At 55.4% G+C, this 18,717-nt stretch carries 17 protein-coding genes; 16 read left to right on the top strand and 1 reads right to left on the bottom strand.

All coding sequences use genetic code 11. From position 1 onward, the window contains the following. Positions 1-24 precede the first annotated feature (24 nt). The 5 genes from FHS18_RS12465 (at position 25) to FHS18_RS12445 (ending at position 3,308) form a co-directional block, all read left to right on the top strand. The gene (locus tag FHS18_RS12465) at positions 25-522 is read left to right on the top strand and encodes a YlbF/YmcA family competence regulator (protein WP_409348548.1); all 498 of its coding nucleotides are present in this window, start codon (positions 25-27) and stop codon (positions 520-522) included. 29 nt (positions 523-551) lie between these two features. Next, on the top strand, positions 552-815 hold the full coding sequence (locus tag FHS18_RS12460) for a YlbG family protein (RefSeq protein WP_183600357.1): 264 nt from the start codon (positions 552-554) through the stop codon (positions 813-815). Between the two features lie 189 nt (positions 816-1,004). Next, the gene (locus FHS18_RS12455; protein WP_183600356.1) at positions 1,005-1,442 is read left to right on the top strand and encodes a hypothetical protein; all 438 of its coding nucleotides are present in this window, start codon (positions 1,005-1,007) and stop codon (positions 1,440-1,442) included. Positions 1,443-1,545: 103 nt separating this feature from the next. Beyond that, positions 1,546-2,457 carry a selenium metabolism-associated LysR family transcriptional regulator gene (locus FHS18_RS12450; protein ID WP_183600355.1) on the top strand — a complete coding sequence of 304 codons (912 nt, stop codon included), beginning with the start codon at positions 1,546-1,548 and terminating at the stop codon, positions 2,455-2,457. Further along, positions 2,448-3,308: a PHP domain-containing protein gene (locus FHS18_RS12445; RefSeq protein ID WP_183600354.1), complete on the top strand. Its 861-nt coding sequence runs from the start codon at positions 2,448-2,450 to the stop codon at positions 3,306-3,308. The genes FHS18_RS12450 and FHS18_RS12445 overlap by 10 nt, the downstream gene beginning before the upstream one ends. A gap of 133 nt (positions 3,309-3,441) precedes the next feature. Here the strand turns inward: FHS18_RS12445 and FHS18_RS12440 are convergent, their stop codons facing one another. After that, complete coding sequence (locus tag FHS18_RS12440; protein WP_183600353.1) at positions 3,442-5,247, bottom strand: Rqc2 family fibronectin-binding protein; 1,806 nt, start codon at positions 5,245-5,247, stop codon at positions 3,442-3,444. A 165-nt stretch (positions 5,248-5,412) separates the two neighbouring features. Between FHS18_RS12440 and FHS18_RS12435 the strand changes: the two genes are divergently transcribed. The 11 genes from FHS18_RS12435 (at position 5,413) to rlmN (ending at position 18,714) form a co-directional block, all read left to right on the top strand. Then, positions 5,413-8,211, top strand: a complete 2,799-nt coding sequence (locus FHS18_RS12435) for a calcium-translocating P-type ATPase, SERCA-type (RefSeq protein WP_183600352.1) — start codon at positions 5,413-5,415, stop codon at positions 8,209-8,211. A gap of 186 nt (positions 8,212-8,397) precedes the next feature. Beyond that, complete coding sequence (gene dapF / locus FHS18_RS12430; RefSeq protein ID WP_183600351.1) at positions 8,398-9,228, top strand: diaminopimelate epimerase; 831 nt, start codon at positions 8,398-8,400, stop codon at positions 9,226-9,228. A 369-nt stretch (positions 9,229-9,597) separates the two neighbouring features. Beyond that, on the top strand, positions 9,598-9,858 hold the full coding sequence (remA, locus tag FHS18_RS12425) for an extracellular matrix/biofilm regulator RemA (protein ID WP_020615370.1): 261 nt from the start codon (positions 9,598-9,600) through the stop codon (positions 9,856-9,858). Positions 9,859-9,872: 14 nt separating this feature from the next. Further along, on the top strand, positions 9,873-10,490 hold the full coding sequence (gene gmk / locus FHS18_RS12420; protein ID WP_183600350.1) for a guanylate kinase: 618 nt from the start codon (positions 9,873-9,875) through the stop codon (positions 10,488-10,490). 15 nt (positions 10,491-10,505) lie between these two features. Beyond that, positions 10,506-10,715: a DNA-directed RNA polymerase subunit omega gene (gene rpoZ, locus FHS18_RS12415; RefSeq protein WP_183600349.1), complete on the top strand. Its 210-nt coding sequence runs from the start codon at positions 10,506-10,508 to the stop codon at positions 10,713-10,715. Between the two features lie 146 nt (positions 10,716-10,861). Then, a complete protein-coding gene (coaBC, locus tag FHS18_RS12410) occupies positions 10,862-12,076 on the top strand; it encodes a bifunctional phosphopantothenoylcysteine decarboxylase/phosphopantothenate--cysteine ligase CoaBC (protein ID WP_183600348.1) in 1,215 nt (404 codons plus the stop codon). Beyond that, positions 12,073-14,568 (top strand): primosomal protein N', encoded by a 2,496-nt coding sequence (gene priA / locus FHS18_RS12405; RefSeq protein WP_183600347.1) that lies wholly within the window; start codon positions 12,073-12,075, stop codon positions 14,566-14,568. The genes coaBC and priA overlap by 4 nt, the downstream gene beginning before the upstream one ends. Positions 14,569-14,607: 39 nt before the next feature. Continuing rightward, on the top strand, positions 14,608-15,093 hold the full coding sequence (gene def, locus FHS18_RS12400; RefSeq protein WP_183600346.1) for a peptide deformylase: 486 nt from the start codon (positions 14,608-14,610) through the stop codon (positions 15,091-15,093). A gap of 4 nt (positions 15,094-15,097) precedes the next feature. Further along, positions 15,098-16,039 (top strand): methionyl-tRNA formyltransferase, encoded by a 942-nt coding sequence (gene fmt, locus FHS18_RS12395; protein WP_183600345.1) that lies wholly within the window; start codon positions 15,098-15,100, stop codon positions 16,037-16,039. Next, positions 16,036-17,541: a 16S rRNA (cytosine(967)-C(5))-methyltransferase RsmB gene (rsmB, locus tag FHS18_RS12390; RefSeq protein ID WP_183600344.1), complete on the top strand. Its 1,506-nt coding sequence runs from the start codon at positions 16,036-16,038 to the stop codon at positions 17,539-17,541. Before fmt ends, rsmB begins: the two co-directional genes overlap by 4 nt. Before the next feature lie 126 nt (positions 17,542-17,667). Beyond that, positions 17,668-18,714 (top strand): dual-specificity RNA methyltransferase RlmN, encoded by a 1,047-nt coding sequence (gene rlmN / locus FHS18_RS12385; protein WP_183600343.1) that lies wholly within the window; start codon positions 17,668-17,670, stop codon positions 18,712-18,714. Positions 18,715-18,717 lie beyond the last annotated feature (3 nt).

Genomic DNA, 18,717 nt, shown 5'->3' with positions numbered 1-18,717 from the left:
AAGGAGTGGGCGCTAGTGCAAGCGATGACAATGAATGAGCAATCGCACGAAGCATGGGGCGAGCCATTCTTTGGAACGGCAAGTGCCGTGCAGTCCTTTGATATGGGCGAGCTGCTTCTGCTTGCTTATGATTTGGGAGATATGATCAACCAATCGGCAGAAGTAGCCGAATATTTATATTGGAAGCATGTGGTGGAGCAGGATCAGGAGGTTCAAGTATTGGCCAAGCGATTCGCCAAAGCCAAAGAAGCATTCGGCGAGACGGAGCGCTTCGGGCGTTTCCACCCGGATTACCATGCGGCCAAGGACAAAGTGAAGGAGATCCAGCGCGAGCTGGACGCGATGGAAGCGGTCAGCCGATTCAAGGCAGCCGAGCAGACGTTGGATGAGCTGCTCCATGAGATCGCCACGCAGGTGGCTGGCTCCATCTCCGATACGATTAAGGTGCCTGGCAACGAACGTGCGGGAGGCGGCTGCGGCAGCGGCGGTTCCTGCAGTTGCGGATCAGGCGGCTGCGGATAGGTTAGAGCGTTAGGGGGAACCAGGGACATATGTTTTCAGAGCGTACGGGATATATCGTATGGGTTAGCGATTTGAAAGCGGCACGGAATCTTGAGAAGTACGGAAGCGTTCATTATATGTCCCGTAAGATGCATTATGTGGTCATGTATATGAATGCCGACCGCGCGGAAGAAACTGTACGCAACATTCAACGGCTCTCATTCGTCAGGAAGATTGAGCGATCGTATCGTAACGAGATTAAGACCGAGTACACCCAAGGGGTACCGGACAAAACCAGATTTTATAGTTTGTAACAGGGAAGACTTTCAGACTTTCGCTCCGAATAGGCAGGTGCGGAAGTCTATTTGTTTCCGGATAAACCATATTATTCCAGTAATGGCTTAACTTTATTTTTATGTTGAAATATCGGACAGGCATGCTACAATGAAAGCGTGTATAGATATAGATAATAAGGCCTGCTTCTTGGGGAGGGGTGGATCGCGATGAAAGATAAAATGACGGAAAGATGGAGTACCTACGAACCTTTTCACGTCGTTCTCGGCGACAAGAAAGTTGCGGATATTGTCATCACGAACCATGCCAAAAGCCGCTGGGCCGATCGCGTTGAGAGCGAGAAGACCGGCTATGAGGATATTGCGAGTTTCATGTGGCAATGTCTGAAGCAGGGCAGAGTGGAATCCTACTATCGGAACGAGCAAGATGTCTATTTGATCGATGACGATCTCGTCTTCGTTGCGGAATTCGGAACGCTTGAGAAGGAAACAGATATTGCAGGCAACCCGCTGCACAAGATGATCGTTGTAACCTTCTTGGGACGCATGTCCGAGACGATCGAGCTGCGGGATCTGAAATCATACTATTCTTGGCTGCGCCATTCGCGCAGAATGACTTTAATAAAGAATAGCCGCAAACGGAAATAATAACAGGACAAGCATGTGCGAGGTATCCCCGGCACATGCTTTTTTATGATTGCACGGCCATGTATAATGAATCCGACAGCGAAGGAAAGAAGGTAACCCGTCCATGGCACTTAATTTTCATCAATTACATATCTTCTATACGGTTGCTGAACGGGGCAGCTTCTCGGCTGCTGCACAGGCGCTTCATATGACGCAGCCGGCCGTGACCATGCAGGTGCAGTCGCTTGAGGATTATTTTGGCACGAAACTGCTGCAGCGGTCCACCAAACGGATCGAGTTAACCGAATCCGGTCGAGCGTTGATGCCGTATGCGCTTAAGAGCATCGAGCTGATCCGCGAAACGGACGCCCATATGTCCAAATTCACGAAGCAGCTCAAAGGTCGGCTGCTGCTTGGCTCTTCCTTGACGATCGGCGAATATATCCTTCCCCGCCTGCTCGGCCCGTTCGGGCAGGAGTTCCCGCATATCGCGATCAGTTTGAAGGTGATGAATACCGCCCAGATTGTGGAGGATATCCTGAATCACCAGCTTAATTTCGGCCTGGTCGAAGCTCCCGTCAATCATCCGGACATCCATATGGAGGCGGTGATGAGCGATGAGCTCCAGCTGGTCGTCGATAAGGCTCATCCGCTTGCGGCACTGCCGGAAGTCTCCCTCCAGGATGCGATTGCTTATCCGTTCGTGCTTCGCGAGCAGGGATCCGGCACTCGGCTTGTGATGGAAGAGCAGATGCGCCAGATGCATATTGACCCTTCCGACTTGAAAATCGTGATGGAGCTCGGCAGTACGGGGGCCGTGAAGTCGGCTGTCGAAGCGGGCCTCGGGATTTCGTTCCTCTCGGCTTCATCGGTCAAGCATGAGGTCGCCTTGGGCTTGATTCAGACTATCCCGCTGACGGATATTAAATTCAAGCGGCAGTTCTATTCGATTAATCTCAAATCGGCGCTTCTGCCGATATCGGCCGTGACGTTTCTTACTTTTTTGCGAGAGAGGGATCTTCAGCAATGGCTCTAACGAATCGAGTGGATTTGCATACGCATACGACCGCTTCGGACGGTCTGAACCGTCCGGCCGAGAATGTTCGTCTGGCCAAAGAAGCCGGATTGTATGCGGTGGCAATTACGGATCATGACACCGTAGAGGGCATCGACGAAGCGATGCAAGAAGGCGAGCGGCTTGGCGTGGTTGTCGTACCGGGCGTCGAGATCAGCACGGTTGCCGAGGGCAAGGATATCCACATTCTAGGTTACTACACCGACTGGCAGGATGAAGCTTGGCGGGCAAAGCTGCGTGGATTGCTGGACGTAAGGGACCGTCGCAACGAGATGATACTGCAGAAACTTCGCGATCTAGGCATTGCCGTTACGATCGAAGAAGTAATGGACGAAGCAAAGCGATCGGGCAAGGAAGGCGGCACGATCGGCCGCCCGCATATTGCGGCGGTGCTGCTGGCCAAAGGCGTCGTAACTTCCATGCAAGAGGCGTTCGATCGTTACTTAGGCCAAGGCGCGCAAGCCTATGCGAATCCGCCGCGGCTGCATCCGTTCGAGGCGATCGAATGGATCAAGGAAGCGGGCGGCACGAGCGTAATTGCGCATCCGGGGCTCTATGACGCAGACGAGCTGGTCGAATCGATCATTCGTTATGGCGCGCAAGGCATCGAGGCCTATCACTCCGATCATTCGCCGGAAGAAGAAGCCAAATATGTGAAGCTGGCTGAGCGGTACGGCTTGATCATAACGGGCGGGTCGGACTTTCACGGCAAGCGCCAAGGCGAAGTATTCCACGGGCCGATCGGCAATCGGTCGGTTGACGCAGCGGTGCTCGAGCAATTAGATCCTGCCAAGCGGCATGGTCAGTCTTAAGCTGCCATACCGTGGATAACGCGAAGCAAAAAGACGTGTTCCTTCGGCTTAACCGCCGGGAGCACGTCTTTTTTTGCTGCGAATTGAATGGGGATGGTTTGTGACCGTTAGGGAACGCAGCATCCCCGAACTATCAATTTTTGATTACGGAAGGCCAGGACTTGATTCGCTGTTCATCCGGCGTGATAAACAATGTCTTCTGGTGATCATAGATGACGAAACCAGGTTTCGCGCCGCTTGGCTTCTTCACATACCGGATAAGCGTATAATCGACCGGGACCAAACTCGAGGAGCGCGCTTGGCTGTAGTGGGCCGCGAGCATTGCCGCTTCTTCTAACGTCGCGTCGCCGAATTCCGTCGCGCGAATGACGACATGGGAGCCCGGAATATCCTTCGTATGCAGCCACGTTTCATTCGGTCCGGCCGTTTTGTTCGTCAGGTAATCGTTCTGCGTATTGTTCTTGCCGACGTAGATCGCAATGCCTTCGCTTGACGTATAGCACAGCAAGGAAGGTCGGGCATTCTTCTTTTTCTTCGGTCCGCGTTTGGCTCGATCCCTTAGATAGCCTTGTTCCACGAGCTCTTCTCGAATCTCATCGATATCGGAGAGCGAGGCGGATTCGAGCTGCTGCAGGAGCGATTCGAGATAAGCGATCTCCTGGTGCGCTTGCTTCATCTGTTCAGCGACGGCCGTTAACGAATTCTTGTGCTTATTGTATCGCTTGAAATAACGCTGCGCGTTCTCCGAAGGCGTTAGCTGCGGGTCAAGCGCGATCGTGATTGCCTGCTGGTCCTCATCATAGTAGTTCACGACCTCGACCTGTTTATCTCCCCGGCTGAACTGATGCATATATGTCGTTAGCAACTCGCCGAGAATCCGGAACTTATCCGCATCCTTCGCTTCATCCAACGTTTCCTGCAGCTTCTCCAGCTTCTTCACGTTCTTGTTCCGTTCATTCTGCAAAAAACGAATGAGATCGGACACCCGTTGTTTGACCGTATCCCGCTGCGCCTTATCGCCATAAAAGGCTTCCAGACACTCGCTGACCGTCTCGAATGACTGTACGTGTCCGTTCGTGGCCAAGTGTGTGAGCGCTGCGACGGAGAATGCGGCTTTGCCGCTCGATTGCTCGTCCGGCTGCACATTTTGCGGATCATATCGGTGATCGGTCCAGGCTAGCATCATCGCTTCGAACGCTGGCCATATCGCCGTGCACAGCTCTTCTAAGGTCAAGAGCGGATTAAGCGCGAGGCGACCGCGATAAATGATCTCTTTGGCCAGCAACGGGCTTAATCCGCTGAAGGCCGATACAAGCAGCTTATCCGGTGCGACTGGAGCCAGCACGGTATCGCCTGCGCGTTCGACTTCCGGAATCGCTTCCGTTAGAGCCGACTCGAACGCCGCTCGTGTCGTTATGTGGAGTGGGTTCAGCTTGCCTTGTTCCGGTGGCGCAACATATTCGGACCCCGGCATGACGATGCGGTAGCTGCTGATGGAAGGCGTCACATGATGAATGCCGTCATGGATCGCGCCTGTCGCATGATCGACCAGAATGATATTGCTGTGCCGGCCCATAATCTCGATAATGATCGTCTTTAGGGCGATATCCCCGAGTTCATCGCGCTGGCGAATCCGCATATGGATGATGCGTTCGTTGCCGATCTGCAGCACCTCTTCGATCTGGCCGCCTTCGCAATACTTGCGCATCAGCATGCAGAACATCGGCGCTTCCTTCGGATTGATGAACGTTTGATTCGTGAAATGAACGCGAGGATAGGTCGGATTCGCGGACAAGAGCAGTTTACCCGGCGTGCTTCCGCCGCGGATCTGCAGGACAAGGTCGTGATCGGTAGGTTGATGTATTTTATGAATGCGCGCGCCGACGAGCGATTGCAGCTCGTGTACGACGGCACGGGTAACGATTCCATCCAATGCCATGATGTGTGGGTTCTCCTTTGACTTCTATAAAGTTCATTCCTCTATCATGCCATAGTTATTCGAAAAACTTAAGTCTTCGGCTGGGATATTTTGCAGTTTGTCCGAATACATTTAGGCATGAAGGCTGTCCCAGACGGGCGGTAAGTAACAGGAGGGAGACGCGGCATGGAACAACGGAAGTGGCACCAAATGGGGACGGAAGAGCTTGCGCAATCGCTGCAAGCCTCGCCGGACTCCGGGCTTTCGCAGGCCGAAGCGTCGGAGCGTCTGCAGCGGCTCGGGCGCAACGAGCTTTCCGAAGGCAAAAAAGTTTCACCTTTTGCGCTGTTTTTCAATCAGTTCAAGGATTTCATGGTGCTCGTGCTTCTGGGCGCGACGCTGGTATCCGGTTTGCTCGGCGAATACTTGGATGCAATCACGATCGTTGCCATCATCGTCATTAATGCTTTTCTCGGGTTTACCCAGGAGTTTCGCGCCGAGAAGTCGCTGCGGGCACTCAAGGAGATGTCGGCTCCGGTCGCCAAGGTACTGCGCGACGGCAAAGTGACGGCGATTGCAGCCAGCGAGCTCGTGCCTGGGGACATCGTGCTGCTGGAGAGCGGGGATCGCGTGCCTGCCGATATCCGCTTAATCGAGACAAGCAGCTGCTATGCCGAGGAATCGGCGCTGACCGGCGAATCCGTTCCTGTCGGCAAGCACAGCGAGTCGATCAAAGATGACGAAATCCCGCTAGGCGATCAGAAGAATGTCGGCTTCATGGGCACGATGATTACGCGGGGCTCGGCGAAGGGGATTGTCGTCCGCACCGGCATGGGCACAGAGATGGGGAAAATCGCGGATCTCATCAACAACACCGAGACGATGGAAACGCCGCTCCAGCATCGCTTGGAACAACTCGGCAAAATCCTCATCGTCGTAGCGCTTGCGCTCACCGTGCTTGTCGTCTTAGCCGGTATTCTGCATGGACAGCCTGCGTACGAAATGTTCCTGGCCGGCGTCAGCCTAGCGGTAGCGGCTATTCCGGAAGGCTTGCCTGCGATCGTAACCATCGCGCTCGCGCTTGGCGTCCAACGCATGATCAAGCGCAGGGCGATCGTCAGGAAGCTGCCGTCGGTCGAGACGCTCGGCTGCGCATCGGTCATCTGCTCGGACAAAACGGGTACGCTGACGCAGAACAAAATGACGGTCACGCAGTTATGGATTGCCGGTCGTCCGCTCGAAGTTACCGGCGAAGGGTACGAGCCTGTCGGCGCCGTCTATGAAGCGGGAAAGGCCGTCGATGTGAAGCAGGACCAGTCGCTGCGCCGTCTGCTCCAGGTTGCCGCGCTATGCAACAACGCCTCGCTTGAGCGGCAGGAGCTGGATGAGTCGGATCAGAAGCGCCGCAAAACCAGAGATGATTCGCCTGCCGAGGAGTGGGTGCTTAAGGGCGATCCGACGGAAGGGGCGTTAACGGTTCTGGCGGCGAAGCTCGGCGTTACGGCCAAATCGCTAAGCAGCCTGTACAAGCGCGAGAAGGAATTCTCCTTCGATTCCGATCGCAAGCGGATGTCCGTGCTCGTATCGCATCAAGGCGGCCGCCTCGTATGCACCAAAGGCGCGCCGGATGTGCTGATGGAACAGTGCAACTATGTGTTATGGGATGGAAAAGTCGTGCCGTTCACGCCGACGCTGAAACAGAAAGTGAGCGCTGCCGGGGAAGCCATGGCACAGCAGGCGCTGCGCGTGCTTGGTTTTGCTTACCGGGACCTGAAGTCGACGGACCGTTCCGATTCTGAAGGGGACGTTGAATGCCAGCTCATCTTCATTGGCTTGACGGGCATGATCGATCCGCCGCGCAGAGAAGTAAAGGACGCCATTACGACTTGCCGTCGTGCCGGCATCAAGACGGTCATGATCACGGGCGACCACCAGTTGACGGCCGAGGCGATTGCCGGACAGCTCGGCATCATGCCGCGCGGCGGCAAAGCGCTAAGCGGGCAGCAATTGGCCGCGATGGATGATGACAAGCTCGACTCGGTTGTCGATGAAGTGTACGTGTACGCACGCGTATCGCCGGAGCACAAGCTGCGGATCGTGAAGTCGCTGCAGCGCAAAGGGCATGTGGTCGCGATGACCGGTGACGGCGTCAATGACGCGCCTGCGATCAAGGCCGCCGATATCGGGATCGCCATGGGCATTACGGGAACCGACGTATCGAAGGAAGCTTCGGCGCTCGTGCTGTCCGACGACAATTTTGCGACGATCGTGGCTGCTATCGAGGAAGGCCGCGGCATCTACGAGAACATCCGCAAATTCATTCGTTACTTGCTGGCATCGAATGTCGGCGAAATCTTAACGATGTTCCTGGCGATGATGGCGGGGCTTCCGCTGCCGCTCGTCCCGATCCAGATTCTATGGGTCAATCTCGTGACAGACGGCTTGCCGGCCATGGCGCTCGGCGTCGATCAGGCGGAGAAGGACTTGATGCAGCATAAGCCGCGTACGGCGAAGGAAAATATTTTTGCCAGACGTCTGGGATGGAAAATCATTAGCCGCGGCGTGCTGATCGGGGTGTGCACCTTGGGCGCCTTCTGGCTGACGCTTCGCGAAGATCCCGGCAACCCGGCCAAGCTCGTCGAAGCTCAGACGGTCGCTTTTGCAACCTTGGTTATGGCGCAGTTGATCCACGTATTCGATTGCCGCAGCTCGCGCTCGATCTTCCATCGCAACATCCTGCAGAACAAATACTTGGTGTTCGCGGTATTATCGTCTTTGCTGCTCATGCTCGGCGTTCTCTATATTGAGCCGCTCCAGCCGATCTTCAAGACGGTTCCGATCGGTCTTCGCGAATGGTGCTTAGTGCTCGTGGCCGCTGGTATTCCGACCTTCCTGATGGGCATCGGCAGCGTGCTCGGTACCACCGACAAGAAGAAAAAGAAAAACGGACCGATGACGCGCACATCCAAGCCCGTAACGCGTTAATTGAAAATCGGAAAACAGCTGATTCCATTGTGGGATCAGCTGTTTTGCTATGTCTGAAGCGCGAGGGGAGACAAGCGAGAAAGTACAAATAATCCTGCAATTTATGAATAGCGTTTCGAACTGCTTTGCGCTATGCTAATAGCAAATTAGGAACGATTGTTCTAACCCTTAAAGGAGTGCTAGTCAATGAACTTTACGAAAATGCATGGATTGGGTAACGATTTTATCGTTGTGGCGGGAGAGGCCGCTTTGCCGGAGAATGCTTCGGAACTGGCCATTGAACTTTGTAACCGTTTCTTCGGTATCGGAGCGGACGGGCTGGTCTACATCCTTCCTTCCGAGCGCGCGGACTTCCGCATGCGCATCATCAACTCGGACGGATCGGAAGCGGAGCAGTGCGGCAACGCAATCCGCTGCGTGGCCAAGTATGTGTATGATAACGGCCTGATCGACCGCCAAGCCATTACGATCGAGACGCTGGGCGCAGGCGTGCAGCAGGTGCAGCTTACCGTCGAGAACGGCAAAGTCGTTAAGGTCCGCGTCGATATGGGCGAGCCGATTCTGGAAGGGCTTAAAGTGCCGACGACGATCGATGCGAATCCGGTCTTGAACCAGGCGATCGAAGTCGATGGGCGCACATTCCAGTTTACGGCTGTGTCCATGGGTAACCCGCATGCCGTTATCTATGTCGACGACGCGGTTAATTTCGACCTGAACGCATGGGGGCCGAAGCTTGAGGTTCATCCGATGTTCCCGCGTAAGACTAATGTTGAATTCGTAACTGTCCGCTCGCGCGACTATACCGATATGCGGGTGTGGGAACGCGGCGCCGGCCCGACGCTGGCTTGCGGCACTGGCGCTTGCGCAACGCTCGTTTCTTCGGTATTGAACGGGTTCACGGATCGGACGGCGGTTGTCTCGCTTAAAGGCGGCGACCTCTTGATCGAATGGAATGAAGCGGACAACCATGTCTACATGACAGGACCTGCCGCTGAAGTTTTCCGCGGCACGCTGTAAGCCATTAAGTGAGCGTATAACCGATAGAAAAGATTGGGAAATAACGGGCCGCTAAGTACGCGTTGCTCGTTTTTTCTCGTTCTTACGCTTTAACACTTGTTAGGCGTTTGAAAATGAATTATTATAGAGCAATGGATGCACTTGCCACGCTTGCGTTAGCTATGCCTGGACAGGCAAGTCACATGCGCATGAGAAGCGGCAAGATTAACCGGATTCGAACGAAACGTATGCTCCGGACTTTTTTCGTCAAGAATAGTGCAATGGCTCTGCTTTTCCTGACTTTGGCAGATTCGCCGCTCTTTTCATTCTTGCGTACTTCATTATTACATTGCAATCTTATGCACGAGGAAGACCGGAGGGGAACCTGACATGGCCATTAAATTGATCAATATCGGCTTCGGCAACATCGTATCCGCCAACCGAATCATTTCCATTGTAAGTCCGGAATCGGCACCGATTAAACGGATTATTCAAGAGGCTCGCGATCGTCACATGCTCATCGATGCGACCTATGGACGGCGTACACGTGCGGTTATCATTACCGATAGCGACCACGTCATTCTGTCGGCGGTTCAACCGGAGACGGTTGCACATCGGTTATCGACCAAGGATGACGATCACGACGAATAGCGACGGGGAGTATTATGAATAAGGGATTGTTAATCGTATTATCCGGCCCATCTGGAGTCGGCAAAGGAACCGTATGTTCCGTATTGCGCCACAAGCAAAGCGATTTGGTCTACTCGGTATCGGCGACGACTCGTCTGCCGCGCCAAGGCGAGATCGACGGGATCAACTATTTCTTCAAGACCAGGGAACAGTTCCAGGATATGATTGCCCGCGATGCGCTGCTGGAGCACGCTGAATACGTAGGCAACTATTATGGTACGCCGCGCGACTTTGTCGACAGCACCCTCGCTTCCGGCAAGGATGTCATTCTGGAGATTGAAGTCCAAGGCGCCTTGAAGGTGAAGGAGAAGTTCCCGGAGGGCGTGTTCATTTTCTTGCTGCCGCCATCGCTCGATGAGCTGAAGCAGCGGATTACCGGCCGCGGTACGGAGGCTGCGGAGGTTATCGACCACCGTATGACCGTTGCGGAACAAGAGATGAGCTTAATTCGCTACTATGACTATGCCGTCGTCAATGACGAGATCGACGCAGCATGCCATCGTATACAGAGCATTATAACGGCAGAACACTGCCGTAGAGACCGTTTTCTGGCAGGACTTGAGGCACTCAAGACTACTTCCGAGAAAGCGTAGAAGAGGTGAACAAGCATGTTATATCCATCGATTGATGAGCTCATGAAAAAGGTAGACAGCAAATATTCGCTAGTTGTTGCAGCATCCAGACGTGCAAGAATGCTGCGTGACGGCGTGAAATCCGATCTTCGCGGCCCGCGTTCCCACAAGCAAGTCGGCGTTGCATTGGAAGAGATTTACGGTGACCATTTACAAGTGGAGAGCGCACCGGAGAACGTGGAATAAACCTAGATAAGAGCACGACCCGATAACAACCGTTAAGGTTGTTATTTTTTTGACAAAGAACAAGCTTGAAGCTTCTGTAGACTGGTGTTGAAGCCGGCTTCCAGGAGATAAGTTCGATTCACCTTCACAGAAAGGACGTGCAGCTTGTGATCAGGGGAAAAACGATCCTTCTCGGTATATCGGGCGGTATTGCCGCCTACAAAGCCGCGACGTTATGCAGCAAGCTGGTGCAGGCAGGAGCGGATGTTCGCGTCATCATGACCGAATCCGCGACCAAATTCATAACGCCGCTCACGCTGCAGACGCTGTCCCGCAATCCAGTCTATATCGACACCTTCGATGAGTTCGAGCCGAAGGTAGTCTCCCATATCAATTTGGCCGATAGCGCAGACTTGGTCGTCGTTGCGCCAGCAACCGCGAATGTCTTGGCGAAGATGGCGACAGGATTGGCAGACGATATGCTCAGCACGACGCTGCTGGCGACGACGGCGCCTGTCCTCGTTGCGCCAGCAATGAACGTACATATGTACGTACACCCGGCGGTCGAGCAGAATATGAACTTGCTGGCCAAGCGCGGAGTGCTCTTCGTCGAACCCGGAACCGGACAGCTCGCTTGCGGCTATGTAGGCAAAGGCCGGCTGGCGGAGCCGGAAGAGATTGTCCTTGCGATTGAGCAATTTTTCGCGACCGCTCGAACGCTTGAGGGGAAGAAGGTCGTCATTACGGCAGGCGGGACGATCGAACGTCTCGATCCCGTGCGTTATTTGACGAATGACTCCTCTGGCAAAATGGGGTTTGCGCTGGCGGAAACGGCTGCCCGGCAAGGTGCGGAAGTGACGTTAATTTCCGGACGAACGGCTGCGGAACCGGCGATTCCCGGCATCGACATCGTGCATGTCGAGTCGGCGGAAGATATGCTAGGGGCCGTTCTTGCGCGGTATGAGACTGCGGATATTGTCATTAAGTCGGCAGCCGTCGCCGATTATCGTCCTGTTACGAGAGCGGCTAACAAGATCAAGAAGGACGGCGAAAGCCTGGTGTTAGAGCTGGAGCGTACGACAGATATATTGAAGACGTTGGGTGAACGTAAGAAGCAGCAGATCCTGGTTGGTTTCGCAGCGGAGACGGAACAGCTCGAGCATTACGCCATGGACAAGCTGCGCCGTAAGAACTGTGATCTGATCGTCGCCAATGACGTGACGGAACCGGGAGCCGGCTTCAACGTCGATACGAATGTGGTTCGTATCTTCGGCGAGGAGGGGCTGATCGAGCAACTCCCGCTCATGTCAAAACGCGAGGTGGCAGGCCGAATTCTCGACCAGGTTGCGAAGCGGTTGAAGACAAGGGAGGAGCGCGGATGATCGCCAAAGTGATCGTCGATGTGCCTAGCCGTCAGACGGATCGTCCTTTCGATTATGCCGTGCCGGAATCGCTCGCGGGCTGGGTAGAGGTTGGCAGCAGGGTCGGCGTGCCGTTCGGGGGACGAGTCGTGCAAGGGTTCGTCGTCGAGCTGTCGGAGACCGCCGCTGTCGACCGCGCTAAGCTGAAGCCGATTGCCGAGCTGCTGGATCATACGCCGCCGCTCTCACCGGATTTGATTGAGCTTGGCGAATGGATCAGCGAGAAGTATTGCTGTACGATGACAGCTGCGCTGCAAGCGATGCTGCCTTCGGCCCTCAAAGGGAAAGCCGAAACCTATGTATCATTGGTGAACGAAGAACAGTCCGCTTATCTATTCGAAGCGGACTGGTTTAGTTATATTCGCAGTAAGGGCGGAACGGTCAAGCTGAGCACGTTGCAGGAGAAATTTCCGCTGGCTGCAGCAGACGTGAAGACTGCGATTCGGGACGGCCTGCTCGAACAGCGGGTAGCCATTCGCGACCGGCTCGCGATCCGCAAAGTGCTCACCGTGTATCCGCCGGCTGATCTTGAAGCGGCGCGACAAGCGTTAGCCGAACTTCCGGCGCGGGCGCTTAAGCAGCGCGAGGTGCTGCAGCATCTGCTCGATACGGAAGAGCCTGTCGCGCTCCAGAAGCTGATCGAAGCGCATCAGACGACGGCATCGACCGTGCGGGCGCTGGAAAGCAAAGGGCACGTGCTCATTCGGGAAGTGGAGCAAGAGCGTGATCCTTATGCGGGCCGTCAGTTCAAGAAGACCGTAGCGCTGCCGCTCATGGAAGGGCAGCGGCAAGTGTTCGGCGAGATTGCGGAGGCGCTGGATGCGAGGGAATCGCGGATATTTCTGCTGCACGGTGTGACGGGGAGCGGAAAAACCGAAGTGTACCTGCAATCGATTGAACGCTGCTTAATGCAGGGCCGCCAGGCGATCGTGCTCGTTCCCGAGATTTCGCTTACGCCGCAGATGGTGGAGCGGTTCAAAGGACGCTTCGGGGATGCGGTCGCCGTGTTGCACAGCCGCCTCTCGAACGGTGAGCGCTATGATGAATGGCGCAAAATCCAAGAGCGAAGAGCCAGTGTAGCCATCGGCGCCCGCTCGGCGATCTTTGCTCCTTTCAAACAACTCGGGCTCATCATTATCGACGAGGAGCACGAGTCTTCCTATAAACAGGAAGAGACCCCCAAGTATCATGCCCGAGATGTGGCCGTCCGCAGAGCCCGCCAACATGGCGCGGCTGTCGTGCTCGGTTCGGCGACTCCCTCGCTAGAGAGCTATACAGCCGCGGCGCGCGCAGGCGGATCACAGGATACAAGACGGGGCGCGGCGCTGCTGCCGATGCCGGAACGTGTAGGGGGCCGGCCTATGCCGCCCGTGCATATTATAGATATGCGGGAAGAACTGCGGGGCGGCAATCGGGCCATGTTCTCGCAGAAGCTGCATGATGCGTTGAAGCTTCGGCTGGAGCGGGGCGAACAATCCGTGTTGTTGCTGAATCGCCGGGGGTACTCAACCTTTGTGATGTGCCGGTCTTGCGGATACACCGCCCAATGCCCTCACTGCGATATCTCGCTGACCTACCATCAGAAGTCACGGGTACTGCGCTGTCATTATTGCGGTCATGCGGAAGGTGCGCCGACGACCTGTCCGTCATGCGAAAGCGAGCATATCCGTTTCTTCGGTACGGGCACGCAGCGGGTGGAAGAGGAACTGTCGAAGCTCTTCCCGGGCATCCGCGTCATCCGGATGGATGTGGATACGACGACGGAGAAAGGCTCGCATGAGAAATGGCTGACCATGTTCGGCGAGCGCAAAGCCGATGTCCTGTTGGGCACGCAAATGGTCGCCAAAGGGTTGGATTTTCCCTATGTGACTCTGGTAGGCGTCATAGCGGCCGACACCTCGCTGCATCTGCCTGACTTCCGATCGGCTGAGAAAACGTTCCAGCTCCTCACCCAGGTTGCCGGGCGCGCGGGCCGGCACGAGCTGGAAGGCGAAGTCGTGATCCAATCTTACAATCCGGAGCATTACGCGATCACTACTGCGCAGCATCATGATTACGAAGCATTCGTGCAGGAAGAGCTCCGCCATCGCCGCCAGATGGCATACCCGCCGTTTTGCCGGTTGATCCTCATTACCTTATCGCATGAACAGCTGCCGCTCGTCATTGCAGCCGGCGAGAAGCTCGCGAGTATGCTTCGGGCATCTGCAGAAGAAGAACTAAGCGCGACGCTATTCGACCAGGGCGGCGGCTCTCGATTCATGGAAGTTCTAGGACCGGTCGCATCGCCGATTCCTCGGATGAAAGATCGCTATCGTTTTCAATGTATGGTAAAATATCGTGGAAACATTGACGCCGCGGGCCTTGTCAGCGCAGCGGCCGCCAAGCTTTCCAAGCCGCAGGATAAGATGCAAGTATTAATTAGCGTAGATGTTGATCCACAGGTCATTTTATAGATGGCAATGGTGTAGCTTACTTTTCCGGGAGGTTTTTTCATGGGCATTCGTATTATTGTTAAAGATCCAGATCCAGTTCTGCGTGAACGCGCAGTCGAGGTGACCAAATTCAATTCCAATTTGCATAAATTGCTCACCGATATGGCAGCGACCATGTATGACGCGGAAGGCGTCGGTCTTGCCGCGCCGCAGATCGGCATTTCCAAGCGTGTTATCGTGGTCGATGTCGGCGATGAGCACGGCTTGATCGAGATGGTCAATCCGGAGATCGTGGAGCGCAAAGGCGATCAATTAGGGCCGGAAGGCTGCCTTAGCATTCCGAATTTGAACGGCGACGTGCTTCGTTCGCAATGGATTAAGCTGAAAGGCCAAGACCGCGACGGCAATCCGTTCGAAATGGAAGCGACCGATTACCTGGCACGCGCATTCCAGCACGAGGTGGATCATCTGAACGGCGTCCTCTTCACGGACATTGCAGACTCGGTTTACGATATTTCGCAGCGCCAACGCGGACGCGGAGAGTGATCAGATGCGCATCGTATTCATGGGAACGCCATCCTTTGCCGTTCCATCGTTAGAAGCGCTGCTCGCCGCTGGGCATGAGATTGCAGCCGTAGTCACGCAGCCTGACCGCCCGAAAGGCCGCAAAAAAGTGATGACGCCGCCTCCTGTCAAGGAAGCGGCGCTTCTGCGCGGATTGGCCGTCTATCAACCGGAGAAGCTTCGAGGTTCCGATACGGTACAAGCGATCGCCGAGCTTGCGCCTGACTTAATCGTTACGGCTGCGTACGGACAGATCCTGCCGAAGGCGGTACTGGAGATTCCGCGCCTTGGTTGCATTAACGTCCATGGTTCGCTCTTGCCGAAGTACCGGGGCGGCGCGCCGATCCAGCGGTCCATCATCAACGGCGAATCCGTAACCGGCGTAACGATCATGTATATGGCCGAAGGATTGGATACCGGCGATATGATCAGTAGGGTGGAGATTCCGATTAACGACGAGGACAATTCCGGAACGATCTTCGAGAAGCTGAGTGCGTCGGGCGCTGAATTGTTAATGGCGACGTTGCCTGCCCTGGAAGCGGGAACCGTGCAAGCAGAAAAACAGAATGAGGCGGAAGCGACGTATGCGCCGAACTTGACGCGCGACGACGAGCGGATTGACTGGGCGAAGCCAGCACGTGCGATCTTTAATCAGGTACGCGGCTTATCGCCGATGGCGGGCGCTTTTACGCTGCTCGGCGGGGAGCCATTCAAAGTATGGGGGTGCGCGCCTCAAGCCAAAGATTCGGATTACGCGCCGGGTACGGTTGTGGCTGCGGATGATAAAGGAATCGTCGTGCAGACCGGAGAAGGCAGCCTTGTGCTGCACGTGATCCAGCCAGCAGGCAAGAAGGCGATGCCGGTCGCAGAATGGCTGAAGGGCACGAAGCTTGCACCAGGCACGCAGCTTGGCGGTGAACAAGCATGAGCCATACACCGGATTCGAAGAATAAGCCCCAGAAGCGGCGCAGCAGCGGGGGATCCGGCAAGAACGGTATGAGGGCGGAAGCCGGCAATGCCAACCGCAATCCTAAACCCGCCAACAAGCAGCCGCAGCGCGTCAAAACTTCGCGCGAAGTTGCGCTTGATACGCTGGTCCGGGTATCGGAATCCGGGGCGTACAGCAATCTTCAGCTCAACCGGGCGCTTCAGGATGCACAGCTGTCGCGTCCGGATGCCGCTTTAACTACCGAGTTGGTCTACGGCACGATTCAGCGGCAGCGCACGCTGGACGATGTGCTCGCGCGACTGGTGACCAAAGGCTTCGACAAGCTCGCGCCATGGGTGCTGCAGTTGCTTCGTTTAAGCGCCTACCAACTGCTGTACCTCGATCGGATTCCCGCGCACGCCGCCGTGAACGAAGGCGTCCAGATCGCGAAGAAACGCGGCCATGCGGGGATATCCGGAATGGTCAACGGTGTTTTGCGTAATCTGGAGCGCCGGCTTGACGAACTTAGACAACTGCCCGGCAGCCAGGCGCGCAAGGCTAGCGAGCGAATCGGAATTGCGGAGTCCTATCCGGACTGGATCGTCGACCGGTGGATCAAGCGGTATGGCGAACAGACGGCCGAAGCGATGTGCGAGGCCGGCAACGAACCGCCTCATTCCAGCCTCCGCGTCAATACGTTGCGTATTTCCCGCCAAGAGGCGCTGGACAAGCTGAAGGAAGCAGGTTACTACGCCATGCCGTCAGAGCTTGCGCCTAAGGGCATCGTGGTCGGTGGCGGCGGCAATTTGGCACAAACGGAAGGTTACGCATCCGGGCTGTGGACGCTCCAGGATGAGAGTTCCATGCTTGTCGCAGAGGTTTGCGCGCCAAAACCAGGCGATCGCGTCTTGGATTGCTGCGCGGCTCCTGGCGGTAAGACGACGCATCTTGCCGAGCTGATGCAAAATCAAGGTACGGTAATCGCGAACGATGTCCATGCCCACAAGCGCCAACTGATCGAGGATCAGGCTAGCCGACTAGGCTTAAGTGCAGTGGATCCCGTGACCGGAGATGCCTCGGAATTAAGCTCGCGATTCGAAACGGCCTCGTTCGATGTCGTGCTGCTCGATGCGCCATGCTCCGGACTTGGGGTCATCCGGCGCAAGCCGGAGATCAAATGGACGAAGTTGCCGGGGGATATTGCGGAGATCGCGGCAATTCAGAAACGGCTGCTGAAGGAAGCGGCCTCGCTCGTGAAACCAGGCGGGACGCTCGTATATAGTACCTGTACGATTGCCCCGGAAGAGAACGAGGAACAGGTCGCGCAGTTTCTAGCCGCGCATTCGGCCTATGAGTTAGACTCGAACTGGCCTGCCGACGTATTGTCCAAGCTTCGCGAAGCAGGCGTGGCGGATGATAGGTTCCGAGGGGAGCTGCAGCTCCTTCCTCAGCAGTTCGGCAGCGACGGATTTTATATCGCAAGACTTCGGCGGAAGGCGTAGCCCTTGCCCGCAGACAGCGCCCAAGCTGGCTTTGTAGCCTGCTATGGGCGTTTGTGGTAAAATAAGAGCCAGTGTGACCCATAGCACGAGATTACTTAAATATGAAAAGAAACAGGTGTGAATTTGATGAAACCATTCATCTACGACTATACGCTCGAACAGCTTCAAGATTGGATGAAAGAGAACGGGGAGCCGGTATTCCGCGGCGGTCAATTGTTCGATTGGCTCTATGTGAAACGCGTAACAAGCTTCGAAAGCATGTCCAACTTGCCGAAGCCGCTTCGCGAGAAGCTCGACAGCCAATTCCAATTCGTCACGCTTAATGAAATTACTCGCTTCGAATCCAAGGACGGAACCATTAAATTCCTGTTCGGCCTCCATGACAACCATGCAATCGAGACGGTTATTATGCGCCACAACTACGGCAACAGCATCTGCGTCACGACGCAGGTCGGCTGCCGGATCGGCTGCACGTTCTGCGCTTCAACGCTCGGCGGTCTGAAGCGTAACCTGACCGCAGGCGAGATCGTCGCGCAGGTTGTTGTTGCGCAGCAGATATTGGATGCGACAGAAGAACGTGTCTCCAGCATCGTTATCATGGGATCGGGCGAGCCGTTCGAGAATTATGACGCGACGATGACCTTCCTGCGCAATATGATTCATGAGAAAGGCCTTAACATTGGTCAGCGCCATATTACCGTCTCCACGAGCGGAATCGTGCCGAGCATGTACAAGTTCGCGGAAGAGAATACGCAGATCAATCTGGCGATCTCGATTCACGCGCCGAATGACGTGCTGCGTTCGAAGCTGATGCCGGTCAACCGCCGCTTCCCGTTCGAGGACGTAATGGAAGCTTGCCGCTACTATATCGCGAAGACAGGTCGCCGGATCACGTTTGAATACGCGCTGATCGGCGGCGTGAACGACCAGAACGAACATGCGGAAGAGCTTGCGAAAGTACTGCAAGGCATGCTGTGCCACGTGAACCTCATCCCGGTTAACCATGTTCCGGAACGGAAGTATGTGCGCACGCCGCGCGAGCAAATTTTCGAATTCCAACGCATTCTTGAGCGTAACAATGTAAATGCAACGATCCGTAGGGAACAAGGTCATGATATTGCGGCAGCGTGCGGACAGCTTCGAGCCAAACATATGGAGTCTACGACGGGGTGATGC

This window comes from Paenibacillus phyllosphaerae (genome assembly GCF_014192105.1).
Classification (GTDB): domain Bacteria; phylum Bacillota; class Bacilli; order Paenibacillales; family Paenibacillaceae; genus Paenibacillus_Z; species Paenibacillus_Z phyllosphaerae.
Note: the sequence above shows the minus strand (reverse complement) of the source record. Positions and strands in the feature narration are given on the sequence as shown.

Bases quoted from the DNA above. Each gene is read 5' to 3' on its own strand.
- remA (WP_020615370.1), top strand. From the start codon at position 9,598: ATGGCCATTAAATTGATCAATATCGGCTTCGGCAACATCGTATCCGCC.
- FHS18_RS12435 (WP_183600352.1), top strand. From the start codon at position 5,413: ATGGAACAACGGAAGTGGCACCAAATGGGGACGGAAGAGCTTGCGCAA.
- def (WP_183600346.1), top strand. From the start codon at position 14,608: ATGGGCATTCGTATTATTGTTAAAGATCCAGATCCAGTTCTGCGTGAA.
- gmk (WP_183600350.1), top strand. From the start codon at position 9,873: ATGAATAAGGGATTGTTAATCGTATTATCCGGCCCATCTGGAGTCGGC.
- FHS18_RS12450 (WP_183600355.1), top strand. From the start codon at position 1,546: ATGGCACTTAATTTTCATCAATTACATATCTTCTATACGGTTGCTGAA.
- rsmB (WP_183600344.1), top strand. From the start codon at position 16,036: ATGAGCCATACACCGGATTCGAAGAATAAGCCCCAGAAGCGGCGCAGC.
- FHS18_RS12455 (WP_183600356.1), top strand. From the start codon at position 1,005: ATGAAAGATAAAATGACGGAAAGATGGAGTACCTACGAACCTTTTCAC.
- dapF (WP_183600351.1), top strand. From the start codon at position 8,398: ATGAACTTTACGAAAATGCATGGATTGGGTAACGATTTTATCGTTGTG.
- rlmN (WP_183600343.1), top strand. From the start codon at position 17,668: ATGAAACCATTCATCTACGACTATACGCTCGAACAGCTTCAAGATTGG.
- priA (WP_183600347.1), top strand. From the start codon at position 12,073: ATGATCGCCAAAGTGATCGTCGATGTGCCTAGCCGTCAGACGGATCGT.
- FHS18_RS12465 (WP_409348548.1), top strand. From the start codon at position 25: ATGACAATGAATGAGCAATCGCACGAAGCATGGGGCGAGCCATTCTTT.
- FHS18_RS12460 (WP_183600357.1), top strand. From the start codon at position 552: ATGTTTTCAGAGCGTACGGGATATATCGTATGGGTTAGCGATTTGAAA.
- FHS18_RS12445 (WP_183600354.1), top strand. From the start codon at position 2,448: ATGGCTCTAACGAATCGAGTGGATTTGCATACGCATACGACCGCTTCG.
- rpoZ (WP_183600349.1), top strand. From the start codon at position 10,506: ATGTTATATCCATCGATTGATGAGCTCATGAAAAAGGTAGACAGCAAA.
- FHS18_RS12440 (WP_183600353.1), bottom strand. From the start codon at position 5,247: ATGGCATTGGATGGAATCGTTACCCGTGCCGTCGTACACGAGCTGCAA.
- fmt (WP_183600345.1), top strand. From the start codon at position 15,098: ATGCGCATCGTATTCATGGGAACGCCATCCTTTGCCGTTCCATCGTTA.